Below are 26149 nucleotides of genomic sequence, written 5' to 3'. Positions count from 1 at the left end.
TGCGCTGCTAAATATCTTTTTTTCCTGATTGCAGCTTTAATAAATGACAGGCAGCACTGTGCCCCGGCAACAGCTCCTCGAGCATCGGCTTTTCTCGCCTGCATAATTCCATACTTTCCGAGCACCTGCTCTGAAACGGGCACCCTGGGAGTAATTCAAGAGGGCTTGGTATCTCGCCCTCCAGCGGGCGAACCACTGTGCCTTCTTTTTTCTTTACCGGAAAAACTGCCTGCAGCAACGCCTTCGTATAAGGATGCTTCGCTTTACTCAGCACGTCACCTGCAAGCACCTCTACGATATTACCGAGATACATTACAGCAATACGATGGCTTATCTGGGATACAAGTGCCAAATCATGACAGATAAAAATCATGGACAGATTCTTTTCACGCTGTATTCTGACCAGAAGCTCTATAATCTTTTTCTGCACTGATACATCCAGTGCACTGGTCGCCTCATCACAAACGAGAATCTCCGGCTCAAGTGCCAGCGCCCGAGCAATCCCGATGCGCTGACGCTGCCCCCCACTCATATTGCCGGGATAGCGGTCAGCAAACTCTTCCGGCAGTTCAACCATACGCAAAAGTTCCTCAGCCTTTTTTCCCGCCTCGCGATCTTTTATCAGCTTAAAATTGCGCAGCGGCTCACAAAGGATATCTTTTATCTTCATCTTTGGATTAAAGGCTTGTGAGGGATCTTGAAACACCATCTGAATATGCCGCCGGCTTTGCCGCATACGCTCTCCCGTAAGCCGGGTCAGATCCTTTCCCCGGTAGCAGATAGCTCCACTTGTCGGCGCATGAAGCTGCATGATCAATTTTACAAGTGTACTTTTACCGCAGCCGCTTTCACCAACAACGCCGAGTGTTTCCCCCTGATAAAGCGATAACGAAACATTATCACATGCTGTCAGCATGCGCCCTTCAGCTACCGGAAAACGTTTTATGACCTTCTCGATTGTTAAGATCGTCTCCTTGTCAGCTGACATAGCTTTTCCCTCCAACCTGCGGTACCGCATCTAACAGTTCTTTTGTATACACCGACTGTGGCCAGGCGATGATGTCATCCGTTCTACCACATTCTACGATCTCTCCCGCTTGCATGACGATCAGCTTATCTGACATATACGCTGCTACACCAATATTATGTGTAACAATAATGATTGCCGTTTTATCTTGTTGGCAAATTTCCATCATTTCTTTTACTACCTGTGCCTGGGTTGTCACATCCAGAGCCGAGGTCGGCTCATCCGCCAGCAAGAGCCGTGGTTTGAAAACCATAGCCATTGCTACGCCGACACGCTGCCGCATGCCGCCGCTCAGTTCAAACGGATAGCTTTTCATAATGTTTTCTGTATTAGGTAAGTGCATTTTTCTGAGCATATCTTCTGCTGCCTTAGCAGCTTCTTTTTGAGTCATAGGAGAGTGTTCACGGATATACTCGATGAATTGGCTGCCGATACGACGAATGGGATCCAGTATGCTTCCACTATCCTGAAAAACCATAGTTGCTTTTGTTCCACAGAGCCGGCACCATTCAACAGTGGTATTCTCTAATAGATTTTTTTCTTCAAAGAGAATTTTCCCGCCGCTTACACGGCCCTCATGGGGCAGGCAGCCAAGAATCGCGCGGATAACCGTTGTCTTACCGCTGCCGCTTTCGCCTACAATTGCAAGAACCTCGCCTTCATTAAGGGACAAATTCACATTTCGGACGATTTCACGTTCCCCATAGGATACTGAAAGCTCCGATACTTCTAGCAACATTTCAGTTCTCCTTTGTAAAATTATTTTTTAGCGGGTTTAATCTTATTGGTCAGCCAATAATAATCGGACGGATACATCTGTGCGCCTTCAATTGATGTCGAACTGATGATGTTTGTCTCCGGATATCCTAGGAACAGAGCTGCCCCGTCATTCATAATGAGCTGCTGACAATCAATGATCAGCTGACGACGCTGTTGACGGTCAAAGGTTGTGGACAGTTCAGCAAACTTCGCATCCAATGCAGGATTGCTGTAACCCGAACCATTTTGCGGATTATCACCATTTTTATTCGTTTTCCAGTACCAATTTAAGAATATCTCCGGGTCACCGGTATTTGCAGTTGTAATGTTTGAAATCAAAAGTCCATATTCACCGTTGATCCCCATTTTATCGATTAAGTTATAGTCTACCGTCTTGATTTTCACATCAAAACCAACCTTCTTCGCATCAGACTGCACAGCCTCAGCATAAATGGGCAGTTCCGCACGACTGTTGTATACCACAAAATCCACAGTAAGCTTCTTTCCGTCTTTTTCTAGAATACCATCGCCATCAGCATCCTTCCAGCCCGCTTCGGCCAACAGCTGTTTGGCTCGTTCGATATTATAGCTGTTCGGATCCTTGAGCTGATCGAAACCGTAATCCATTGATGGAGGTACTGGTGCCTTACCTTCAATAAAGGTACCCTTCAGTATAACCTCATTGTACACTTTTCTATCACAGGCACTGATAAATGCAGCACGAACCTTCGGATCGCCCAAAACTCCTTGTTGATTAATCCGGGCTAATACGGTGCGAAGCGAGGCAATTCTGTCAACATGGAATTTTGACTTATCGTTAAAAAGACCAATGTCACCTGCCGCAATATTGACCGCCATGTCTACCTCACCGGACTGCAAAGCCATTGCCCGTGTATTCGGATCATCTATAGACGGAATCTCAACAGTCTCATAAGGCACTACACCATCCCAATAATAGGGGTTTTTCACCATCACTGCTTTATCTTTCACAAAAGTCTTGCACATATACGGACCGGTGCCAATAGGTCCTTCTTTGGCAAAATTACGTGCCGGTTCAGCCGATACATCAACAATTAAAAAAAGCGGATCAGCTAAAAAGCCCGGCATATTCGGTTCTGGTTTTTCCGTAAGGATGGTAAGAGTTTGGCCCTCAGCCTTCATCTCTTTATACTTAAAAAACGTTACTGCCCGTTTATTTTTGGCAAAAGCTCTTTCTAGCGACGCCTTAACAGCAGCCGCATCCAGCGGTTTACCGTTCGAGAATTTCACACCGTCTCTGATTTTAAATGTCCAGGTCATGTGATCAGCACTGATCTGCCAGCTTTCAGCCAACCACGGCTGTACATTCATTTTTTCATCAAATTTCGCCAGACTTTCTCCAATGCCATAACGCATGACAACCCAGCCAAAATAATTTTCCGTTGGCTCCAGTGAATCGGCAAAATTAGTTACACCAACTTTCAGAGTCTTTGTGTCGGCTTCCTTTTTGCCGCTGCCGCCGCACCCTGCGATCAAAACCGCGGCTAAGCATACTATCATAAGTACCAAGGTTAACTTTCCTACTCTTTTCAAGAAATCTCATCCTTTCTCATCTGTCTTTTATTTAATTTGCCCGCTGCGGATCCATGATATCGCGCAGGCTGTCTCCCCATAGATTAAAAATGGTTACCACAATCAGGATGGCAGCTCCCGGATAAAGCATCAGCCAAGGAGCTGTCTGGATATGCTGTCTTCCTTCATTAAGCATAAGACCCCATTCCGGCGTCGGAGGCTGCGCACCAAAACCCAAAAAGGACAACCCAGCTAATTCCATGATCATTGTACCGATATCCATCGCCGCCGTCACAACAATTGTCGGCAGGATATTGGGCAAAATATGGCGCCATAGGATATGGAGCGGTCTTGATCCGCTTGTTACAGCCGCGGCAATAAAATCACGCTGACGCAGCTTTAACGTGAGGCTGCGCCCCAAACGGGCATACTTAGTCCAGCTGACCGCCGCCAGTGCTAAAATTGCATTGACGATATTGCCGCCTAGCATGCCGGCAATGGCAATCGCCAGCACAATTCCTGGAAAAGCCAGCATCATATCGACAATGCGCATAAGTACGGTATCTACCTTTCCACCCATGTAACCTGCCAACACACCGATAAAAGTCCCCACTATCGTTATAACGGCAACCAGCGACAGTGTCATCATCAGCGAAGTGCGCGCTCCATAAATAATACGAGACAGACAATCCCGCCCTAGCTTATCCGTGCCGAACAGGTGCTCATCAGATGGCGCCTGCAGGGACTGCCGCATTACCGCATCATACGGATCGTAAGGAGCTAGCCATGGTGCAAAAATTGCAAAACCGAGAATCAAAAGAACAAAACATGTATAAAGCCAGAACAAGAACTTATCCTTTGTCAAACTTCCCACTCAGCATCCCCCTTTTTTCAGCCGCGGGTCAAGATACGTATAGGAAATATCGACCAGCAGATTGATTCCCATATACAACACAGCAATCCAAAGGACAAAGCCCTGTACCAAAGGATAATCACGCATCTCAATGGCATGTACGGCCATTTTCCCAAGTCCGGGCCAGGAAAAAACCATCTCAATGACAGCTACGCCGCCCAGGAGCCAGCCAATTTGCAGGCCTAAAAGCGTAATAAGCGGCAGGCATGCGTTTGGCAGGACATGGCGCCAGAGGATTTTGTGCATGGGAAATCCCCGTATTCGTGCCCCTGTGATATATTCTTGTCCCAGTTCCTCTAAAACCGCTGTACGCACCTGCCTTGTGTACTTGGCCGCCATCGCAATGGCCAGCGTCAGCGTAGGAAGCACCATCCGATCAAATGATACCTCTCCACCCGCTATCGGGAACAATCTCAGCTTCAGCCCTAAAACATACAACAAAATGAGTCCTACCCAAAAACTTGGCATAGATACGCCCAAAAATGAAATGCCGCGAATAAGGTAATCCAGCGGGCGGTTTCGATATACCGCCGACAATATCCCGCATGGAACCGAGATCAGAAGCATCGTTACCGTCGCTGATGCAGCAAGTACCATCGTCCCCGGCAGGCTTTGCCAGAGACGGTCAGCTACCGGCATTTTTGCCGAATACGACATGCCCATGTCTCCCTGTAAGACACCTGCAAGCCAACGGAAATACTGTACATGAAACGGTTTGTCCAACCCAAGCTGTGCCCGTGTCTCGGCAATTGTTTCTTCTGAAACAATGGTATCAGCTACCTCTAGCAGCATCTCTACCGGATCCCCCGGTGACAGATACATCAGTGAAAATGTCAGCAAACTCACACCGAAAAGAGTAATAAGCATCTGCACTAAGCGATGTAAGAGCTCTTTTTTTTTCAAATCACCCTCTCCTCTCTATAAAATAAAAAAACTCTCGGTATAAACCGAGAGTAAAACGCAAGCAGAAAACAATACGAAAATTCGCATAAATCCCATCCCTATCTCTCGCAGGTCATATCGGTGATTGTTATATAGGCAGTTCTCCTGACTCTGGATCATTGCTCCCCCAAACCTTCCCAAGACATCATCTCAGTGGCATAACATGGGCTTGCTCCTCATTACAGTGGCGGGACCGTGTCGGCATTGAACCGAACTTCCCTATTAAGCCCCGAAGGGCACCTATACCAGCAATATATAATTGTGACAGCCAATCTCTTTGATACTTTACAATAGAATCCGATTTTTGTCAACTGTTGGATTTTTTTGCAATATATAGATAAACTGAAAAATCCTTTAAAATCTTATATTATTAAGAAAGATATAATTCTAATGATATGAATTAAATAGCTAATTTTCCTTTTTCGTCTTCAATAATCAATTCTCCGCCATGCTTTAACATTTTCTCACGTACATATTGAAAAACATGGACTCCATCATGATCCAAATGCCCTATATTATTAATATTAACAACAATACGCCTATACCCGTACTGCAAGTGCTTTAGCATATTTTGTTCCAGAAAATTGAGATGCTCTACAAATACATCACCGCTTACATTCATATATACTTGTCGGCTATCAGTTGTTACCCATACAGACATCCATCTTCCTCCTTTAGAACCTTAACTTAACAAATTGATTATCATATCCTTTCCTGATCGAATGTTTTGTTTCCATTCTAATATTGATAATCATTATCATTTTATCAATATTAGAAACATCTGTCAAATATTTTACTTGTAAATAAGTTCTATATATAAGTAACCAAATCTTTCGGTCTTCATATACTAAATTAGATTCCCTTACTTACATGTTAGCCGCGGCTAACCATCTTTTTTACTACAAATGTTAGCCATGGCTAATACTAACGATTTGATCAAAGGAGGATTTATAATGAATACTGCAATAACAACAATTCCATTGTCAACACTGGGAATAGGATCTGCTTGCCAGATTGTATCCCTTAATTTACAAGGCTTACTGCGTCGCCGTATTCTAGACTTAGGTATGGTGCCAGGAACTCCAGTTCAATGTATTCGCAAGAGCCCAGCAGGTGATCCTGTAGCCTACATGGTACGGGATACACTCATTGCTTTGCGCAGTGAAGATGCTAGTCAAATCTATGTGAATCCAATGTAATTTCATAATAAAGTTAACCATGAAATTTAGGAGGAGATTGACAATGAACCATTCTGCGACCAAAGAACATCATAAACTTCTAAGTGAACATTTTGGAATTACAGCAATTCCTGGACAGTTTACAGTAGCCTTAGCTGGTAATCCTAACGTGGGAAAGAGTACAGTTTTTAATGCACTAACCGGATTACATCAGCATACAGGAAATTGGCCTGGAAAAACCGTTGATAATGCCCAAGGAAGTTTTACGTATTTAGATCGCTCTTTTTTAATGGTCGACTTGCCTGGTACTTATTCGATCTTAGCCCATACAATAGAAGAACAAGTTGCCAGAGACTTTATTTGTTTTGGCAAACCGGATGTGACGTTAGTAGTATTAGATGCTACTTGCCTTGAACGCAATCTTAATTTAGCATTGCAAGTCATGGAAATTACGCCGAAGATTATTGTTTGCGTCAATCTGATGGACGAAGCAGAAAAGAAAAATATTAAGATCGATCTTTCTGCTTTGCAAAAAGATTTAGGTGTACCAGTTGTTGCTACTGCTGCCCGAAGCGGAATGGGTCTCGACACCTTGCGACAAAAATTACATGAAATGTCTATAGGGCTTTGTACCCCAACTCCCAGACAAATTAGTTATTCTTCTGAAGTAGAAAATGCAATTCAGCAACTTCTCCCAAACGTATCCAGATTAATCGGATCGAATCTCAACCCCCGTTGGGTAACGCTGCGATTGTTAGATGGAGATCAAGCGTTTATCAAAAGCATCAGTCAATATCTTAATTTGGATCTGCATTCAACACGCTTACAGGAGGTTGCTGTATGAGCGCTGTAATAAAGCCTATGACTACTCTGGAGGAAATATGCACTGAGGCGGAAAAGATCCGCCTTAGTAATCCCGACTTAGGTGATAAAATTGTATCTGATATTTATCAAAATGCTGAAATGATCGCAGGCCCAGCCGTAATTAAAAATTCTACTGACTCTCGCAGCTGGGATCATAAACTGGACGATATTTTAACTTCCCGACGATTGGGTTATCCTATCATGTTTGCTTTACTTAGCATCATCTTCTGGATAACAATTGCAGGAGCAAATGTTCCTTCACAAATGATTGCTGACACACTTTTTGCATTTCAGGATCAGCTTTTAATCTGGTTTGAATTAGCAGGAGCCCCCTCTTGGCTAACTGGTATATTAGTTTTAGGAATGTTTCGAGGTCTCGCCTGGGTTATCGCAGTTATGCTGCCGCCTATGGCAATCTTCTTTCCCTTGTTCACACTGCTAGAAGATTTAGGCTATTTGCCAAGGGTCGCCTTTAATCTTGATAATATGTTTAGGAGATGCCGTGCTTGCGGCAAACAAATTCTTACCATGTGCATGGGCTTTGGCTGCAATGCTGCGGGTGTGGTTTCCTGCCGTATCATTGATTCTCCTCGCGAACGATTAATAGCTGTGCTGACAAACAACTTTGTACCATGCAATGGACGATTTCCTACCTTGATTGCAATCGCCACTATTTTTATGGGCGGTATGGTGGTATCCGAATTACAAACTGCAGTAGCCTCAGTAGTAGTAACGAGCTTGGTTGTATTAGGAATCTTTGTAACATTTGCTGTGTCTTGGGCTTTATCACACACGCTCCTAAAGGGAGAAGCTTCTTCGATGGTATTAGAGCTGCCTCCTTACCGCAAACCCCAGTTAGGTGCTATTTTTTATCGTTCTCTTATTGATCGCACAATTTTCGTCCTAAAACGAGCCATTATCATGGCAGCACCAGCAGGTGCCATTACCTGGCTGCTTGCCAATATTTACATAGGCGAAATAAGCATCATTGGTCATTTAGCAGCTTGGCTGCAGCCTTTTGCTTACGCCATTGGCCTAGACGGTTTTATTCTTTTAACCTTTATCTTAGGTCTGCCTGCTAATGAAATCGTTATGCCTATCCTTCTTATGTGTTATTTATCAACTGGTCAAATGATGGAATATGGTACCTTAGAGGAATTACGCGATATACTTATCAATAATAACTGGACTTGGTTAACAGCTGTCTGCACAATGCTCTTTTGCCTGCTTCACTGGCCATGCACCACAGCCTTGCTATCTGCTTATAAAGAAACAGGCAGCAAGAAATGGACCTTTTTAACATTTCTGATTCCCACTGTCATTGCGTTCATCGTTTGCTTTATAGTAGCCCAGTCAGCACGATTACTCAACTTAGTATAAACAATAAATGATTTATTAATAAGAAAAACACTGTGCGTACCTTGAAACATAGACACATTTTAAAACACAAAGGCACAAAGATTCACGAAGAACACAAAGGAAGAATTTTTTTCTGTGTTCCCCGTGGATTTTTGTGCCTTTTGTGCCTTAACGTATTTCATGAATCATAAAGTAAGCAGAATCCATGTACTATTATAGCAATCCTTTCATTTTTGCCTGCTCACGCAAATTGGGTCTAAAATCAGGATGGGCAATTTCGATCATGGCTGCTGCTCTTTGCCGTAATGTCTTGCCGCGCAAATCCACTGCCCCATATTCTGTAACTACGTATTGCACATCATTACGACTAGTTGAGACGGCAGATCCTTGATCCAGTTCAGCTACAATTCGAGAAACAGTTCCCTTAGCAGCAGTCGTCGGTAGTGCAATAATGGATTTGCCTCCCAACGACCTACTGGCACCACGAATAAAATCAACCTGCCCTCCGATACCGCTAAATTGGTTAGAACCGATCATCTCTGCATTAACTTGCCCCATTAAATCTACTTGCAAAGCCGAATTAATGGAGATCATCAATTCATGCTTGCCAATGATATATGGATCATTTACATAATCAGCTGGATGCAACTGCACCTGCGGGTTTTGATCTATAAAATCATACAGTTTCCTGGTCCCCATTAAAAAAGTAGCTACGAAAACATTGGGATTCTGGCTTTTTCTACAATTGGTGATCACACCAGCATTTACTAAGTCAACTACCCCATCGGAGAACATTTCAGAATGAATTCCCAAATCTTTTTTGCCCTGCAAAAAGAGAAGTACTGCATCAGGAATCGCACCAATTCCAAGTTGCAATGTAGCTCCATCTGGCACCATTTCTGCAATTTGCCGGCCAATCCTTCGTTCCACTTCACCAATCTTGCCCGGCAGTAATTCTACAATTTCTTCGTCCTGCTCGACTAAATAATCAACATGGTTTAGATGAATTTTTGCTCCTTGAGTACGGGGCAGTCGCCGATTGACCTGAGCAATAACGATATCAGCACTTTGGGCGGCAGCTACGGTATAATCTGCTGATATACCATAACTACAAAAGCCCTGTTCATCCGGTGGTGTAATCTGCAGTAATACAACCTGCACCGGCAGTATTTTTTCCTTAAACAATCGCGGAATTTCCGAAAAAAAACAAGGTGTATAATCAGCCCGGCCTTCTGCAATCGCCTGGCGTGTAGAACGCCCCACAAATAAGGCATTGTGGCGAAAACTGTTCTCCATACCCGGCTGAGCATAAGGAGAGTTTCCCATTGCTACCATATGAGTGATTTCCACATCACAAAGTTCATGATAACGCTCAGTTAAGGCATATACCAGTGCCTGGGGTTCACCGCAGGCATGCCCTACCACCACTCGGTCACCAGATTTAATTTTTTGAACAGCCTCAAATGCCGAGACCAATTTATGTCTATACGTTGTTTGCCACTCTTTCATACTCATCACTCATTCCGCTCGTTTATTCGTCGCTAGTTTTTTCTCTGCGTAAAATCTGCAATGCCTGTTTAATTAATGTCTCGCTGACTTGTTGTACCAAGTTAACTTGTTTTACATCTGGACAACAGTTCTTTAACTTCTTCTCAACTAGGGAAGATAAGGTTTGCTCAGAGCTCGGACAATTTGCACAAGCTCCTAGTAATCGTAACGTGACCGTTCCATTATCTTCCCAGTTTACCAATTGAATATCACCATCATGACTCTTTAAAAATGGTCGAATTTCATTTTGAATCATTATCTCTAACTCAGCAAATCGTTCTTTATTATTTTGCATTTTGGGGGATACCGGCAATGACTTTTGCTAATTCCTTCTTGGCAGCTAAGTTCCCCTGTCGGGCAATCATTACTCTTTGAGCTTGAGGTGACCCTGCGCCATGCATGGATTCTGTTCGATATCCAACCGCCGCCGTTCCCAGTGTTAAGTTTTCAATTAGACGTAAGATCCGCATTCGGCTTTCCATAGGAATATTGGCCACGCCTTTAAAATATTTTTCTACTACTTTGCCAATCTCCGGATGACGCAGATCTTGTTCTGATGGCATAGTAACCATAAGTCCACCGGCAATGTCTTCTGCCAGACGGGCAATTTCATAAGGAAGTCGAGTAATATTCTGTTTGCATACGTTGGCTAAGAGCAAATCAATAATATAGTTGCCAGATGCTGTCTTTTTACCTTCAGCAGAGCAGGCGATGCCGCAGGAATATAATGTTTCATTTAAATGAATCATTTCGATTAATTTATCTTTAATATGGGAAGCTTTTTCAACACCATTGTATTCTACCGCCAAGGCAGCTGCACCAATCAGTACATCCCCAACGCCAACTTTGCAGCCACCATAGCTTTGCCGATGATAGCCTGCAAAGCGTTCGACTAAACTGCCGCTAAATTCATATTCACCGCACATGAATACGTCATCCCATGGAATGAAAACCCTATCAAAAACCATCAATGCTTCATGTCCGCCAAATTCTTTATTACCAACATCAATATCTCCGCCCTCCAATTTGCGGGTATCACAGGATTGCCGTCCATAAATATAGAACACACCTTTTGCATCTGCAGGTGCAGCAAAGGATACAGCATAATCAGCATCCTCTTTCCCCATAGCAATGGTTGGCATGACTAAGATCCAATGAGAATTAATTGCTCCTGTTTGATGGGCTTTCGCACCGCTGACGATAATGCCATCGGCTCTTTTTTGTACCACATGGAGGAACAAGTCCGGATCAGCCTGTTTGCTGGGGGAAAGGCTTCGATCTCCTTTGGGGTCGGTCATGGCACCATCAACCGTCCAATCCTCCTCCTGCATTCTCTGCAGAAATGAATTAAAGCGATCGTGATAGTTTGTTCCTAGTTTTTGATCCATTTCAAAGGTTACGCTATCGACCGCATTAATTGCATCCATGCCCACACAGCGTTGAAAGCATGCAGCTGTTTTTTGTCCTAAAAGCCTCTGCATTTTCACTTTTTTCACTAAATCCTCAGTACTTTGATGCAAGTGACAAAAGCGATTAACCTTCTCACCTGTTAAGTGAGATGTTGCCGTCATCAACTCTTGGTATTCTGGCATTTGTGCCAGTTCATAGGTTTTCTTTACAGAATTTAAGGATGGTCGAATTACAGGATGATCCACAGGATTTTCTACTAATTCCCCCTGTAGATACACTTTCAAATTCAAATTGCGCAAACTTTCCTCATATTGCTCTGGTGTTTTCATTGCCATTTTCTAAAACCTCCTATTTATTTTAAAAATCGTCAATTAATATAACCGAGTATAGATAGCAACCATTTGCTGCTTTGATAATGCCACATAATTATTTTTTAATAACCGCTGCTGATTCTCTAATACACTATCAGCAAAGCTTTCAATTTCATCGCGTTTCATGCCATATTCCTTCAAAGGTTTGCGAGGTAAAATCTTTTCCAATACACATTCTAGTTCATCCCAAACCCGAACTAAGGATGTTCCCAAGATTTCGGCCAAATGAATTTCCAGACTTTCAATCTTACCCATTGGCTTTACTTTTTTATAAGTTCGAAATACTTCTGTGAAAAGCTGCTGATTTGCTTCACCGTGAGGAACGTGATAAACACCGCCTAAGGGGTAGGACATCGCATGAACCGCTCCCACGCCAGTGTTGCCAAAGGCAATACCAGCATAGGTACTTGCCAGCAAAAATGTTTCAATCATTTCATGACGCTGCTCAGATCCCTTTTGAATCATTTGCTGATAACCATCAATGATCATTTCCATAGCCTTACTGCTGAATACTTCAGTCAGTTGATTAGAATTAGGGGCTACAAAAGATTCTACAGCGTGAATCAGCGCATCCATCGAGCTAGTAGCAAAAAATTGAAATGGAAGACTCTTCAACAAGTCTGGAATCAGCACAGAATAATCCGCATACAAAGCATCTACTGCCAATCCTTTTTTCGTATGTTGTTCTTTGATTTCCAGAATAGAAATATTAGTCATTTCACTGCCAGTACCGCAAGTCGTTGGAATCAATACCAGTTCTTTTTCTTTTACCAGAGGTACGAGACCGTTAAAATAATCTGATGCCGTTCCATTGCCACCTAAGGCTAACAGCTTAGCCATGTCAATGACGGTTCCTCCACCCACTGCAATGACACGGTTATATTGATACTTACGTGCCTCACCAAACAGCATATCCATCATGACATTGGATGGCTCACCAGTACCAAACCGTTCCTGAAATAAAATTTTTCCTGTATAATTCACGTTTTTCATGCCCGCGTTGTAGATATACTCATTGGTAATCAGAAGATCACCTTCACCGATATGAAAAGCATCGGCAAAATGCTCAAATTTTTGATAAATTGCTATTTGCGGGACAACCCGAAAGGGAACCATATCATCCTCTCCTTTTCTTAATTCCAAATTGCTACTTCACTGGGAAGCACAGCTTCACGATTAAAAAAACCGATTCGCGATACATTGATGAGGTGTTTATAACTCAAATTTTCCGATATGCTATTATTGCCCCAAGAACCGCATCCCAAGGTTGTAGTCGGGTTAAAACCATTATAAATGCTGCCGCCAGCTCCGGTAGATGAAGGTTGATTTACGACCAAACGACTGATGGGCAATGACTTTCCCGCTTGTTTGATATGCTCTGTATTTTGTGAATGAACAGCTGCGGTATGCCCCGCCCCTTCGTAATATAGATTGGTCTTAGCAATTTCAAGCGCTTCTTCAAACGTGTTATAGCTAAGGGTAACCATATAGGGAAACATCTTTTCTTTGCAAAGTACATCTTGTTTTCCCTTACCTATAGCTTGTAAAATAACAATTTTTGCTGTATCCGGTACTTTGACCCCAGCCATATTGGCAATATACTGTACGGATTGCCCAACCAACTGAGTATTTATCTTTCCTTCTGGAAACATGACTTGCCGGAAGCGCTCAATCTCTTCTGGATTATTAATATAATGGCCTCCGTGCTTGGAGAATGCTTCCATAATGGCTGCATGCTCTTCAATTGGTGTAATCACACACTGCTCGCCAGAACAAATAATACCATTATCAAATTTTCGTCCTGCGATAATATCCTGGGCTGCTTGATCATAATCATACTCTCGATCTACGATAACTTGCACATTTCCTGCCCCAACTCCGTAGGCTGGTTTACCGCTGGCATAAGCTGCCTTTACCAATCCCATACCACCAGTCGCAACAACAACATCTGCCGCACGCATCAATTCTTGGGTCAGCTCCATTGTTGGTTCTTCGATGACTTGAATTAGATGTTCCGGTGCCCCTAACTTACGCAACGCTTCATTCATTAGTTTTACTGTGTGGGCAGAGCATTTCTTGGCTCGCGGATGAGGTGCTACAATGATAGAGTTTCGTCCTTTTATTGCAAACATAGCATTGCACATAGGCGTGACCACCGGATTGGTGGTTGGAGTAATGGCAGCAATAACACCTTTGGGCTTTGCTACGTAAAGCAGTCCTTTTGCCTTTTCTTCCTTTATAATACCTACTGATTTTTTATTTTTAAGACTCAGCCAAATCATTTTGGATTTCCCTTTATTTTTGGCCACTTTGTCTTCATATACACCCATACCCGTTTCTTCTACTGCTTCTTGAGCTAATAGCTCTGCATTATCAAAAACGACCTTGCCAATTGCCTTGACAAACTGGTCAACTTCTACCTGACTACACTTCTCCATTTCTTTTTGGGATTGCTGTGCTTGACTAACAATTTTTTGCAGCAATGTTTGTTCTGTCATATAAATTCCTCCTTTACATTAAATAATATCTATTAATTTAAAGCTTTCGATTATTTCACCAACTTTTCTATCAGAAGCAGCCAACAATTTTCTAAAATTTATCGGCATGCTTGAACAGCCTATTATAAATTTGCATAGTTACAAGTTTCATATGTCACCTATATTTCGTATTTAAAAATATAGGTGACACACGATTTATCAGCAGATTACATCATCTTCATTCTTTTGTAATCCTTCAATTAACAGTGGAAGAATAGTTGCCGCATCAGCGGTTATGCGAATATCGGAAACATCGAATATTGGTGACTTTTCATCCTTATTAATACTGATTACAAGTCCTGCATCCTTCATACCACATATATGATGGGTAGCCCCAGAAATCCCCATGCCAATATATACTTTTGGACGTATTGATTTTCCACTAGTACCAATCATTTGGCTCTCCTTGGCCCACCCTTCATCAAGTGGCGGCCGGGTACAACCCACAGCTCCCCCCAGCACTGCTGCAAGAGTTTCAAGCTGCTGCCAGATTTCCTTACTTTCTATGCCAAACCCACCTGCCACCACAATCTCAGCCTCTTCCAATGGTACCCCTTTCATTTCCTCATAGGTAATGCCAAGAGCTTTGACACGACTTTGATCTTGAGCAAGGATATCTGCTATATCAAATCTTTCCACAGGGCATTGCTTATGCATAAAACAGATGACCTTGCCTAAAATGCCAGGTCTGACCGTCGCAATCTGCGGTCGAAAATTGGTGCAAAGAATATCTCCTAGTACCTTTCCGCCAAAGGCTGGAACAACAGCGACAAGGTGTCCTTCTTCATTTAGCCGCATATCAACACAATGAGCCGATACTCCTGTGTGTAACTTTGCTCCAAGAGTAGGCGCCAAATCAGAACCTGCAGCCGTTGCCCCCATTAAAATAATACTAGGCTGTCTTTCTTCCACTAAGCTTTTTAGCACCGCAGCGTAAGTCTCATTTTGGAAATATCGCAAAACCGGATGATCTACCAAAATGATTGCTTCAGCACCTGCTTCCATCAGCTTGGCACTATAATAATCATCTAGGTTTTCACCAAGAAGAACAGCAGTTACAGGGGCTTGTAATCCCCCTTGCTCTTTTAATTCTCTAGCTTTGGCTAATAGTTCAAAACTAACTCTGCTGATACCGCTAACTGTCTGTTCTGCTACTACCCAAATTCCCTGATGCGTCATTTACCATCCCCCTCCCTTCTCTTAGCTGGGTTAATACCAGCAGCTCGCAATTTGGCAATTAGCTGTGTTGCTATTTCTTCTGGTGTCCCTATTAGCTCTTGCCCCTTGCGGGCTAGGGAAGGAATAGAAATATCTCCAGACCAAGTAGGAGAACCTACCTGACCAATCAGGCTTTTATTGACATCTATATCATTTTTATTCAAGATTGTCAGCGTCTTTTTTCTCGCTTTCATTACGCCCATAGCAGTGGTGTAGCGCGGTTTATTTATTTCTCTTGAAACCGCTAATAAAGCCGGCAGTTGGATCACATATTCTCCTACTGCGTCATCCATTTTTACTTTGGCATGAAGTTCTTGCTCCGTAGCGAATGTAAACTCTTTTACATTCCACAGATGAGGTATTTTCAGCCATTCGGCAAGCTGAGCTGGTACCTGAGCAGTAGCTCCATCTGCACTTTCGGTACCAGTAAGAACCAAATCAAATTTTCCTAATTTGTTTAATCCTTGGGCAAGGGTATAGGAGGTAGCAAGAGTATCAGCGCCCGCAAAAGCCAAGTCAGATAATAATGCCGCTTCATCAGCCCCCATAGCCATTGCTTCATAAAGCTCATTTGTGGCCCCTGGAGGTGCCATGCATACTACAGTGACTTTTCCGCCAAATTGTTCTTTTAACTGCAGCGCCGCTTCCAAAGCATTCTTATCTACAGGATTAATAATGCTAGGAATACCCTTTCTTGTAATTGTTTTAGTTTTTATATCAATCGTAATTTTTTCATACCATTCAGGGTCCGGCACCGATTTGATGCATACTGCAATATTTAACTTCACAAATGTTCCTCCTGTCAGTTAACGGATTTTATCTCTTAAGTGTTTCTGCAGCAATAACCACCTTCAAAATATCAGAAGTACCGCCAGCAGTAGAGCCAGCTAAGGTATCACGTAAAAATCTGCCGATTGGGTATTCATTGATTACACCATAGCCGCCCATCATGTCAATGGTTCGTTTAGCCGCCCGAATTGCCCCTTCGTTACCAGCATATTTTGCAAGAGCAAATTCACATGCGCAGAGCAATCCCTTATCTTTCATGGACGCCGCCCGATACGTCAGCAATTTTGCTGATTCATAATCCAATTTATTTTCTGCAATTGTAAACTGAATGTTCATGAGTTTATTTAATGGCTTGCCATAAATGATACGTTCATTGGAGAATTTGACGGACTCTTCCAGGCAGCCCCGCAGTATTCCAAGGCATATAGCACTCATGCCAGCACGCCCTACTTCCTGTATCGTTGATAATGCAATTTTCGGACCATCGCCTTCCTGACTGAGCATCTGCTGCGGTGAAAGTTTCACATTCACACAACTGACATCGCCGGTGTTGGAAGAACATAACCCTAACTTATGCTCTGTACGGCCAGCAGTGTGACCTGGAGTATCTTTGTCAATAATAAATGCAGTCATGATGGGCTTGCCCTTTTCATTTTGACCGGTAATGACAGTCCAAAGATCAACATCTGCCAAATGAGAATTCGTGATAAAACATTTTCTGCCATTGATTACCCATTGCCAGTCTTTATATTCACCAGTTGATTTTTGCCCCATGAAGTTAGAGCCTCCAGTAGCCTCTGTTAACGATAAAGAGCCTATTTTCTTCCCAGTGGCTAAGTCAGGCAAGTACTTTTTCTTTTGCTCCTCTGAACCAAAATTCAATATTCCGCCCATACATAGCTGATGTGCCATGACTGTAATTGCCAGGCCTGCGGAATGCCTGGCCAGCTCTTCCAGACAGATACTTCTTTCCACAAACCCCAATCCTGCTCCACCGTATTCTTCCGGTACAAATGTTCCTACAATCCCCATCTCACCTAGCATTGGAAAAAGTTCAACAGGACAATGATTTGCTTCATCCCATTCCTGAGCCTTTGGTGCTACCTCCGCCTCAACAAACTCCCGAATTACTTTTCGCAGCATTTCTTGTTCTTCAGTAAAAGTAAACATAATACTTTTCAGTCCTTCCTTGTGCTAAGCACAAAATATTTTATTTTTTTCAGAGAAATAAATAGTACTACTCATTATTTCATCTGATTGACACTGCATATCGGCAACGTTTCGTCGCATCTTTGCGAGTAAAGTTCACCAATTGTCCCATCGAATGATTATTGGTGGGCTGCACCAATATGACTCCTTTTATATCCGGACATACGACTTCTTTATAAGCTTCTTCCATCATTTCCACAATTCTTTCCTGGGCACCATGACATGCAACGCAGGTTCCTGTGACTCTTACTTTGAGAAATTTATCTCGAGTCACTTCCACTAATTCTACATTGGCACGATACGCATCTAATATTGGTCGAATCTTTTCTTCTACTGTAGTTCTTTTCATATAAACACCTCTTTTTCTGATTTTTCTCCTTCTACTTTAAACAATGCAATTTTTATGCCAAAGAATACTTTTTTTGTTAAATTCCGCGTTCCTCTTACTCTGATGCTTGCTTTAAAGTTTTGATCAAACTCTCAATCCTGCAACAGTTCTTCGTATCATGAGCAGCTTGACTTGTGGTATGAATGGGGTTTATACAATTTTGCACCATTCTTTAAATTGCGACTTATTTTTTGCCTATACCATATTTCGCAACTTTACGAAATATGGTTGCTCGATTCATGCCCAATACATCAGATACTTTCTGCCAGCAGCCATATTCCTTGTAGGCTTGATTTAATACATAGACTTCCGTTTGCGCTACTGCGTCCTTTAGCTTGGTTCCTTGCTTAGGTAAAAAAGTTCTATGCAAAATAGATTCCGGCAATAAATCCATTGTAATTTCCTCATGAGGTGCCATCACAATCATGCGTTCAATGACATTTTCCAATTCACGTACATTACCCGGCCACCAATAATCAGCTAGTTTACAGATCACTGGTGATGCTATTTTTTTGTTATATTGAAAACGTTGATTAAACTTCTTCATAAAGTGCATAATTAATAATGGGATATCTTCTTTACGCTCCCGGAGCGGTGGCAAATAAATGGGTACTACTGCCAATCGATAATACAAATCTTCACGAAAAGTCATATCTTTGATCATCTGAATAAGGTTTCTATGGGTGGCAGCAATGATTCTCGCATTTATGGAAATGATTTTCGTTCCCCCCACCCGCATAAAACTTTTTTCTTGTATCGCTCTAAGCAGTTTAATCTGCAGTAATAATGGCAGATCTCCAATTTCATCTAAAAATAAGGTACCGTTTTGTGCCAACTCAAAGAGTCCCACTTTTCCTTCTTTTTTGGCTCCGGTAAAAGCCCCCTCCTCATAACCAAACAGCTCTGATTCTAAAAGTTGTTCCGGAATGGCTGCACAATTAATTTGAATGAAAGGCCGATCGGCTCCTTTGCCATATTTGTGAATACACTTTGCAATCACTTCTTTACCAGTCCCTGATTCACCATGAATTAAAACCGTGGAATCCACTCCAGACACTTTTATTGCTAGTTCAATAATCTGCATCATCTTACTGCTGCGATAAATAAGATCTTTATCTTGAATTTGCAATGCCCGCAGATGAAATAACTCTGCTTTATACTTTAAAGTCTGTTCTTGCGTTTGGATAAGTTCATTTTGCAAATCGGACAATTCAGTAATATCACGTACATTGGTTACGACACGAAACAGCTCACCTTGTTCATCAAATATGGGATTTCCAGTAACTAATATTTTATGGCCACCCTTTACGATTTGATTAATCGTAATTGTTGTACGCTTTTCTATGACTAGCAAGGTCACTGATTCATCATAATACCCTTCTGAAATTAAATGTCTCATATTTCTGCCTAGTATTTCACGAGCCTGAATGCCTGTAATGCGCTCATAAGCTTCATTTACCCGCAAAACAATCCCCTTGCCATCGGTAATAAACATTCCATCATAAGAAGAGCTGATAATGGCTTCCAATTCTTTCGACAGTTCCTGTACAGAACTTAGATCAGCAGCCATCTTTTCACTACCGATTTGACATATATTTGAGGTCATAGATCCATCCTCCCTTCTACCTTCACCGACAATTCAAGGTCCTGCTTGTTAGCATCAATGACTACTTATGCCGCCGAAAAACCTTAACCGAACCACAGAGGCACGGAGAACACTGAGAAGAAATCTAATTAGGGCTAAAAACTTCTGTGCTCTGGTGCAACTCTGTGTTCAATGTTCCCTAAACTTAATTAATTCTGATTCTAAAATAAAAAATAGATTTCTCTTATTATCACCTCAGCCACGTGGCAGAGAGATGATTATAAGAGAAATCCATTATCCATAACTATTTTCAGCAGAAAGGCAAGCTGAAAAAGCCTATAACATAGACGGCTCAAATAATCTCCTCCCCATCGCTCGCAGGTCAAACGGTGATTGTCAAATAGGCAGTTCTCCTGGCTCTGGATCATCGCGCACTCAAACCTTCCCAGGAAAATTCATCCCCAGTGGCATATCTTGAGATTGCTCACCAATACAGTGGCGGGACCGCGTCGGCTTTTAACCGAACTTCCCTATTAAGCCCTTTCGGGCACCTATTCCTATATAATTTTTATTAACAGTATGCTACGTAAAATTCAATGTAAGCCGAAATAGAACGAACTGCATATTTCACCACCTTACAAAAATATAATTTTATCCAATCTTAAATAAATTAAAAATGGATTTCTCATGTAGTCAACCTAGCGCAGCGCCGAAGATTTGACTATATGAGAAATCCATTTTGCAAACTATTTTCGGGAAAAAGGCAACCCTAAAAATAGCCTATAACATAGACGGCTCAAATAATCCCCTCCCCATCGCTCGCAGGTCAAACGGTGATTGTCAAATAGGCAGTTCTCCTGGCTCTGGATCATCGCGCGCTCAAACCTTCCCAGGATATTCATCCCAGTGGCATATCTTGAGGTTGCTCACCAATACAGTGGCGGGACCGCGCCGGCCTTTAACCGGACTTCCCTATTAAGCCCTCGCGGGCACCTACTTCTTTTTATTAGATTGTGCTTTTTGTAACTTACTACTTAAACTATCATATAAAATCAATTCTGTCAAACAAATTTCTATGAATATACAGTATACGTTTTTCTTTCTTGCGGTGTTTATGGAAATATTCCTCGAAGTTTTTTCGCGCTAACAACTCGACTAAGTGCCACCATATAGGCTGCAATTCGCATTGATACTCCTTGCTCAATGTGAACTTGCCAAACTTCCTCAAAAGCTTTTTTCATAACCTTCTCTAAGTTATTATTAATATAATTTTCATCCCACATAAAAGACTGTGCATTTTGTACCCATTCAAAATAAGAAACTACGACGCCTCCCGCATTTGCTAAAATGTCTGGAATCACAACAATTCCCTTTTTGTGAAGAAATTCATCCGCGTAGGTTGTAATCGGACCATTCGCGGCTTCAATAATGATCCGAGCCTGAATAGTTGCAACATTTTCTTCTTTTATCTGATTTTCCAATGCTGCTGGTACCAGCACATCCACGTCTAAAGCCAATAATTTTTCATTAGAAATCACCTCTATGCCAGCTTCTTTATATCCTGCCATCAGCCGATTGTTTCGTTCGGAATATGCAATGGCAGCTTCAATATTAATTCCCTCTTTTTTATATAAGGCACAGGAAGAATCACTAATCGCCACTATTTTTAATCCCTCGTCATGTAAAAGTTTGGCAGCGATACTTCCCACATTTCCAAACCCCTGCACTGCAACTGTCATACTTTCCTTTTTAAAGCCTATCTTCCCTAAAAAATTTAATAATGTCAACATGACGCCTCGCCCTGTCGCTTCTTTCCGTCCTAATGAACCACCAATTTCAACTGGCTTTCCAGTAACAATTCCTGGTACTGCATATCCTTTTAACATACTAAAGGTATCCATAATCCAGGCCATCACTTTTCCGTCTGTATTGACATCAGGCGCAGGTATATCCCGCTCCGGTCCAATAATAGGTAAGATCATTGCTGTATAACGTCTTGCCATTCGCTTCAGCTCTGCCTCACTCATTTTAGCAGGATTGCATTTTATGCCGCCTTTTGCCCCGCCATAAGGAATATTTACTACTGCACATTTCCACGTCATCCAAGCAGCCAACGCTTTTACTTCATCTAGATCGGCTTCTGGATGAAATCGAATTCCTCCTTTGCAAGGTCCCCTGGTACTGTTATGCTGGACCCGATATCCAGTAAATACTTCTGTACGTCCATCATCCATAACCACTGGAACCGATACTACTAATTCTCTTTCAGAATGCCGCAGCGTAATGTATTCATTTTCAGATAAATCAAGTCTTTTTGCAGCATCATCTAGAACATCAAGCATATTTTGAAAAGGATTATATTTTTTTAACATTCTTTGTGCCTCCTATTATGATTTGGGAGCAAAATTCTATGCAGATTCCATGCTCTTGACACTATCTTGTATTTATTACTAACTCATCCTCTCCCTCCCTTCAAGGTCAATAAATTGAGGTAATATTCAGTTTGCTTGTTGAATATTCCTGTTTCTTATACTATCATTGAAATAACCAAGGGTAAATTTGAAAGATTGAACAGGGTCATTCGATTTTATTGAAGGTGGTAACGATATGGAAATTCGTCAACTTAAGACCTTCCTAACAATAGCCAAATTAGGTACGTTCACTAAAGCTGCTCATTTTTTAGGATATACTCCCTCTACCGTAACGACTCATATTCAATTACTTGAAAAAGAATTGAATGTAATATTGCTTGAAAGGCTAGGCCAACAAATCACATTAACAAAACACGGGGAGGAATTCTATGATTATGCTGATAAAATTGTAAGGTTGGAATGTGAATCTAAGAGTGCTCTGCATAAATCCCATATTCCATCTGGTCCTTTAACCATAGGAATGTCAGAATCTCTATGTGCCTTTCGAATGACAGAATTAATCAAAGACTTTAATTTACTTTATCCTACTGTGGAATTGAATATTAAAGTAGGTATCAGTAGTGATTTTCGGGCTATGCTGCGAAAAAATATACTTGATCTAGCCTTTTTTCTTGAACCCTCTTTTTCAGATCCTGATTTAACATACGCCTTATTATGGCCTGAACCAATTGTTCTTCTTTCTTCCCCTACACATGTACTTAGCAAGCTAGAAAAAGTAGAACCTAAGCACCTTAGAGATCAGAGTCTCGTCCTTGTCGAATCAGGCAGTAACTATCGTCTTGCACTTGAAAAGGATTTAGAACATGCAGGGATACGCTTAAAAACAATCTTGGAAATAGGTCAAATAGAAGTAATTAAACAGTTGGTAATACATAATTCAGGTATAACCCTTCTCCCCTTAGTATCTGTGCAAAAAGAAATACAAGCAGGAGAGCTTGCTGTTCTTCCTTGGAAAGGAACAGAAGTTCAGATGAATGCTTTTTTGGTATATCATAAAAATAAGTGGCTTAATGATTCCATAAAAGCATTTATGGCTCTTGTCCGTAAGGAAAAAAAACTGATCTATGCTAACTTGAAATAAGATATATGTCATGCTGTAATCCTTATGACATATTCTTTACTTTAGCAAAAAAATATCCGAATTCTTAAATTAAATAAGAATTCGGATATTGCTCATCATTAAAATATGCTAGAACAGTGGGTCATTCTTTTTTCTTTCATCTTTGGTCATTATATAATCTAAAAAGACATTATAATATTCCGTATGATCTTGCATAAATTTTACAAGCAACTGAATCGATTTAATTGTCTCTTTAGAAAGATAATGCTCCATAGCCTCTGCCTCTGCTGCTATATCACACTCCGCACACAGCAAAGTGAGAAACTCCTGTAATATTTTATTTCTCTCAACTAAGAAATTTCCTGTTTTTTTCCCTTTATCTGTAAGATCAATAATGCCGTAGCGTTGATAATTGATATATTGCCCTGCTTTTAATTTACGTAACGCTTTACTTACAGAAGGCAGCGATACATTCAGTTTTCTGCTAATATCGGTAACCCGCACAATATCATTATATAAAGAAAAGCGATATAATTCTTCTAAATAATCTTCCAAGCTGGGTGATAGCATAACAGCCGCCTCCCGTACGTTAGAAACCCACTATTTACTTCTATGATGATACTTTAAAAGATATGCTAAATCTCTACATAAAACTTTTAATAAAATTATTTTTTATTTTTCTTCAAATTATGACATAATTCGCTCTTTTTCTGTGGTATCATTCTATTTTAATACTACAATTTTCCTGTTTTCTTAAATTTTATATTGGCAAACTTACCGAAAGGTAAGGACGCAAAGCTATAGGGTCTACGGATTTATAATCTATGATCGCCACGCTGCATATGATGAAAAGCTTAACTGCCTCATATCTGCAGTTAAGTTTTTTTGTGATTCTCTATCGTTATACTAGGTAAACAATTACGTATGCTGATTTTTTTGAAAATAAAGGAGCTTTCATTTTGCGACAGATTAGGTTAACAGAAGTACACCCAGGTATGATATTAGCACGAAATCTTTACAGCAGAAAAGGACACATCTTGCTGGCATCAGGAGTTAGGCTGACGGAAGTGTACCTTCACAAATTACGAAGGTTGAAAGTAAAAACTCTCTTTATTCACGACGAAAGCTATGCAGATATTGCAATTCCAGAATACCTTTCCATAGAAACTCAACAAAGAGCATTATCTATACTAAGCTCTACCATGGAAAAAATTCATAATAAAGAAACATTTTCTATCGATTCCATTAGCAATATTGCCTCTGCTATTGTTGAAGAATTAATTATTCAACCCTCCATAAGCATCCAGCTTACTGGGATTGCAACTCATGATGACTACACCCTAGATCACTCCTTGAATTGTGCTGTTTATACAGCTTTGTTAGCTCGTTCTTGTGATTTTACTATTCCTCAAATTAAAGAAATCACCTGTGGAGCTCTGCTCCATGATGTTGGTAAAATGAAAGTAGACAAAAGAATTATTAATAAACCAGACCGATTGACAGAAAAAGAATTTGGAATCATTAAACAGCACCCTCAGTCCGGATTTAATTTATTGGTGAAAAAGCGCTGGGAGCTGTCAAGCCTTGTCGCTCATATGGCATGGCAGCATCATGAGAAAGTAGATGGTACAGGATATCCTCGAGGGCTTCAGGGCGAAGAAATACTAAATTATGCTCGCTTGTTGGCAATTACCGATGTATATGAGGCGATTACAGGGTGCCGGCCATACCGAAAAGCGATGAAATTAGAAGAGGCATATACTATTATTCATTCTGGTTTAGGAACTGCTTTTGACGAACATTTCGGCAACATATTCTTATCCAGAATGGCCTTATATTTTCCAGGAATGGAAGTTTCGCTAAATACAGGGGAAAAGGCTATTGTAGTCTCATTATGTGAAAATACTCCTCGACAGCCGCGAATTCGAATGATGACTCACCCCGATGGCACCTCCTATTCTCCTCCTATAGAAATTAACCTAGCAGAAAATCCTCATCTTTCCATTGTGAGTACCTCCCATATCTAACGATAAATAATAGAGGGAATCCTTATCTCCATTAAGGATTCCCTCTATTATTTATCGTTTTTTTATATTCTTGCTAGACCATACAAGCCAAAGCAATCGAGTTCATCTTCCCTTCTGGTGTCTCAGATCGTGATGTCATGACAATGGGATGTGTTGCCCCTAAGACAATACCCGCCATTTTACTTTTAGCAAAGTAAATCAAAGACTTTCCTAGAGCATTGCCTGTTTCAATATTTGGCACCATAATTAAATCAACATTACCTGCTATTTTGCTGTCAATCCCTTTGTGCTGTGCTGCATTTTGGCTTATTGCCACATCAAGAGCAATGGGTCCTTCTATCAGACTGGCAGGTAAATCACCATTGTTTCTCATCTCTACTAGAATTTTAGCATCTAAAGTGGCAGGCATTTTTTCATTGACTACTTCATTAGCAGTCAGTAATGCTACATTAGGCTCAATGATTCCCATACCATGAAGTGCCAATATTGCATTTATCAGGATTTGTTTTTTTTCATACAACGTAGGAGCAATATTCATACCTCCATCAGTAATAAATAAGAGCTTTTTCTGACCGGGAACCTCAAAAGCTCCTAAATGACTTAATAACCTCCCAGTGCGCAGTCCTTCCCCTTTATGCAATACTGCTCGTAAGAATTCACTACTATTTACTAATCCCTTCATCAATACTTGTGCTTCGCCTTTCTTTACTAAGGAAACAGCTTGCATTGCTGCCTTGCTGCTATCTGCTTCATGCAGAATCGGTGTATCGGCAGATAAGCCTACCTCTTCCATTAAAGGTGCAATGAGAGCAGCATCTCCCACTAAAACAGCCTCAGCAATTCCCGCCTCTTGGGCTAGTTTGACTGCCTCTAAGACACCTTTATCCTGGGCTACAGCAACACTAATTCGTACTAAAGGATGAGCTTTTAGCTCCGCTATCATTTCATAATAATTAGAATACAAAAAACTACCTCCTAAAAA

General features: G+C 41.4%; 24 protein-coding genes and 4 riboswitches. Of the genes, 5 read left to right on the top strand and 19 right to left on the bottom strand.

Going from position 1 to position 26149, the window contains the following annotated elements; all coding sequences use genetic code 11:
* Positions 1-7 precede the first annotated feature (7 nt).
* The 6 genes from BMZ99_RS06030 to BMZ99_RS06005 all read right to left on the bottom strand — a co-directional run bounded on the left by BMZ99_RS06030 (position 8) and on the right by BMZ99_RS06005 (position 5853).
* Positions 8-988, bottom strand: a complete 981-nt coding sequence (locus tag BMZ99_RS06030) for an ABC transporter ATP-binding protein (RefSeq protein ID WP_090933957.1) — start codon at positions 986-988, stop codon at positions 8-10.
* Positions 978-1766: an ABC transporter ATP-binding protein gene (locus BMZ99_RS06025; RefSeq protein ID WP_090933955.1), complete on the bottom strand. Its 789-nt coding sequence runs from the start codon at positions 1764-1766 to the stop codon at positions 978-980. The genes BMZ99_RS06030 and BMZ99_RS06025 overlap by 11 nt, the downstream gene beginning before the upstream one ends.
* A 20-nt stretch (positions 1767-1786) precedes the next feature.
* Complete coding sequence (locus tag BMZ99_RS06020) at positions 1787-3325, bottom strand: ABC transporter substrate-binding protein (protein WP_407670179.1); 1539 nt, start codon at positions 3323-3325, stop codon at positions 1787-1789.
* A 64-nt stretch (positions 3326-3389) separates the two neighbouring features.
* Entirely contained in the window at positions 3390-4211 is an 822-nt protein-coding gene (gene nikC / locus BMZ99_RS06015; protein WP_090933952.1) for a nickel transporter permease, read from the bottom strand.
* Positions 4212-5153 (bottom strand): nickel ABC transporter permease, encoded by a 942-nt coding sequence (nikB, locus tag BMZ99_RS06010; protein ID WP_090933950.1) that lies wholly within the window; start codon positions 5151-5153, stop codon positions 4212-4214. It lies immediately after the preceding gene.
* A 117-nt stretch (positions 5154-5270) separates the two neighbouring features.
* A riboswitch (cobalamin riboswitch) is annotated at positions 5271-5451 on the bottom strand.
* A 141-nt stretch (positions 5452-5592) separates the two neighbouring features.
* Positions 5593-5853: an STAS domain-containing protein gene (locus BMZ99_RS06005; protein WP_090933948.1), complete on the bottom strand. Its 261-nt coding sequence runs from the start codon at positions 5851-5853 to the stop codon at positions 5593-5595.
* Positions 5854-6145: 292 nt separating this feature from the next.
* On the opposite strand from BMZ99_RS06005, the gene BMZ99_RS06000 reads away from it, so the two are divergent.
* Genes BMZ99_RS06000 through BMZ99_RS05990 form a run of 3 tightly spaced genes read left to right on the top strand, consistent with a single transcriptional unit; the run spans position 6146 to position 8614 of the window.
* Entirely contained in the window at positions 6146-6391 is a 246-nt protein-coding gene (locus BMZ99_RS06000) for a FeoA family protein (protein WP_090933946.1), read from the top strand.
* Positions 6392-6434: 43 nt separating this feature from the next.
* A complete protein-coding gene (locus BMZ99_RS05995; protein ID WP_090933944.1) occupies positions 6435-7214 on the top strand; it encodes a FeoB small GTPase domain-containing protein in 780 nt (259 codons plus the stop codon).
* A complete protein-coding gene (locus BMZ99_RS05990) occupies positions 7211-8614 on the top strand; it encodes a nucleoside recognition domain-containing protein (protein ID WP_090933942.1) in 1404 nt (467 codons plus the stop codon). Before BMZ99_RS05995 ends, BMZ99_RS05990 begins: the two co-directional genes overlap by 4 nt.
* A gap of 192 nt (positions 8615-8806) precedes the next feature.
* On the opposite strand, the gene BMZ99_RS05985 is transcribed toward BMZ99_RS05990, so the two are convergent.
* The 11 genes from BMZ99_RS05985 to BMZ99_RS05935 all read right to left on the bottom strand — a co-directional run bounded on the left by BMZ99_RS05985 (position 8807) and on the right by BMZ99_RS05935 (position 22020).
* A complete protein-coding gene (locus BMZ99_RS05985; protein ID WP_090933940.1) occupies positions 8807-10102 on the bottom strand; it encodes an acetyl-CoA hydrolase/transferase family protein in 1296 nt (431 codons plus the stop codon).
* A 22-nt stretch (positions 10103-10124) separates the two neighbouring features.
* Positions 10125-10436 carry a NifU family protein gene (locus BMZ99_RS05980; protein ID WP_090933938.1) on the bottom strand — a complete coding sequence of 104 codons (312 nt, stop codon included), beginning with the start codon at positions 10434-10436 and terminating at the stop codon, positions 10125-10127.
* Positions 10426-11886 (bottom strand): 4-hydroxyphenylacetate 3-hydroxylase family protein, encoded by a 1461-nt coding sequence (locus BMZ99_RS05975; protein WP_090933936.1) that lies wholly within the window; start codon positions 11884-11886, stop codon positions 10426-10428. The genes BMZ99_RS05980 and BMZ99_RS05975 overlap by 11 nt, the downstream gene beginning before the upstream one ends.
* Before the next feature lie 36 nt (positions 11887-11922).
* The gene (locus tag BMZ99_RS05970; RefSeq protein WP_090933934.1) at positions 11923-13038 is read right to left on the bottom strand and encodes a 4-hydroxybutyrate dehydrogenase; all 1116 of its coding nucleotides are present in this window, start codon (positions 13036-13038) and stop codon (positions 11923-11925) included.
* A gap of 17 nt (positions 13039-13055) precedes the next feature.
* Positions 13056-14420 (bottom strand): aldehyde dehydrogenase family protein, encoded by a 1365-nt coding sequence (locus tag BMZ99_RS05965; RefSeq protein ID WP_090933932.1) that lies wholly within the window; start codon positions 14418-14420, stop codon positions 13056-13058.
* Between the two features lie 198 nt (positions 14421-14618).
* On the bottom strand, positions 14619-15638 hold the full coding sequence (locus tag BMZ99_RS05960) for an electron transfer flavoprotein subunit alpha/FixB family protein (RefSeq protein WP_090933930.1): 1020 nt from the start codon (positions 15636-15638) through the stop codon (positions 14619-14621).
* Positions 15635-16465 carry an electron transfer flavoprotein subunit beta/FixA family protein gene (locus BMZ99_RS05955; RefSeq protein WP_175490484.1) on the bottom strand — a complete coding sequence of 277 codons (831 nt, stop codon included), beginning with the start codon at positions 16463-16465 and terminating at the stop codon, positions 15635-15637. The genes BMZ99_RS05960 and BMZ99_RS05955 overlap by 4 nt, the downstream gene beginning before the upstream one ends.
* A gap of 28 nt (positions 16466-16493) precedes the next feature.
* Entirely contained in the window at positions 16494-17636 is a 1143-nt protein-coding gene (locus BMZ99_RS05950) for an acyl-CoA dehydrogenase family protein (protein ID WP_090933926.1), read from the bottom strand.
* A 79-nt stretch (positions 17637-17715) separates the two neighbouring features.
* Positions 17716-18024, bottom strand: coding sequence for a NifU family protein (locus BMZ99_RS05945; protein ID WP_090933924.1), 309 nt, complete (start codon positions 18022-18024; stop codon positions 17716-17718).
* 223 nt (positions 18025-18247) lie between these two features.
* A complete protein-coding gene (locus BMZ99_RS05940) occupies positions 18248-19669 on the bottom strand; it encodes a sigma-54 interaction domain-containing protein (protein ID WP_090933922.1) in 1422 nt (473 codons plus the stop codon).
* A 365-nt stretch (positions 19670-20034) separates the two neighbouring features.
* Positions 20035-20218, bottom strand: a riboswitch (cobalamin riboswitch).
* A gap of 260 nt (positions 20219-20478) precedes the next feature.
* A riboswitch (cobalamin riboswitch) is annotated at positions 20479-20660 on the bottom strand.
* A gap of 100 nt (positions 20661-20760) precedes the next feature.
* On the bottom strand, positions 20761-22020 hold the full coding sequence (locus tag BMZ99_RS05935; protein WP_090933920.1) for a Glu/Leu/Phe/Val family dehydrogenase: 1260 nt from the start codon (positions 22018-22020) through the stop codon (positions 20761-20763).
* 235 nt (positions 22021-22255) lie between these two features.
* Here BMZ99_RS05935 and BMZ99_RS05930 point away from each other — a divergent pair, with 235 nt between their 5' ends.
* Positions 22256-23161: a LysR family transcriptional regulator gene (locus BMZ99_RS05930; RefSeq protein ID WP_090933918.1), complete on the top strand. Its 906-nt coding sequence runs from the start codon at positions 22256-22258 to the stop codon at positions 23159-23161.
* 108 nt (positions 23162-23269) lie between these two features.
* Here the strand turns inward: BMZ99_RS05930 and BMZ99_RS05925 are convergent, their stop codons facing one another.
* Positions 23270-23710 carry a metal-dependent transcriptional regulator gene (locus BMZ99_RS05925; protein WP_090933916.1) on the bottom strand — a complete coding sequence of 147 codons (441 nt, stop codon included), beginning with the start codon at positions 23708-23710 and terminating at the stop codon, positions 23270-23272.
* Positions 23711-23897: 187 nt separating this feature from the next.
* A riboswitch (cyclic di-GMP riboswitch) is annotated at positions 23898-23984 on the top strand.
* Between the two features lie 115 nt (positions 23985-24099).
* Between BMZ99_RS05925 and BMZ99_RS05920 the strand changes: the two genes are divergently transcribed.
* Positions 24100-25167, top strand: coding sequence for an HD-GYP domain-containing protein (locus BMZ99_RS05920; protein ID WP_090933914.1), 1068 nt, complete (start codon positions 24100-24102; stop codon positions 25165-25167).
* A 73-nt stretch (positions 25168-25240) separates the two neighbouring features.
* Here BMZ99_RS05920 and BMZ99_RS05915 read toward each other — a convergent pair whose 3' ends face one another.
* Positions 25241-26131 (bottom strand): bifunctional enoyl-CoA hydratase/phosphate acetyltransferase, encoded by an 891-nt coding sequence (locus BMZ99_RS05915; RefSeq protein ID WP_090933912.1) that lies wholly within the window; start codon positions 26129-26131, stop codon positions 25241-25243.
* Positions 26132-26149 lie beyond the last annotated feature (18 nt).

The organism is Pelosinus propionicus DSM 13327, from assembly GCF_900114615.1.
GTDB lineage: Bacteria > Bacillota > Negativicutes > DSM-13327 > DSM-13327 > Pelosinus > Pelosinus propionicus.
Note: the sequence above shows the minus strand (reverse complement) of the source record. Positions and strands in the feature narration are given on the sequence as shown.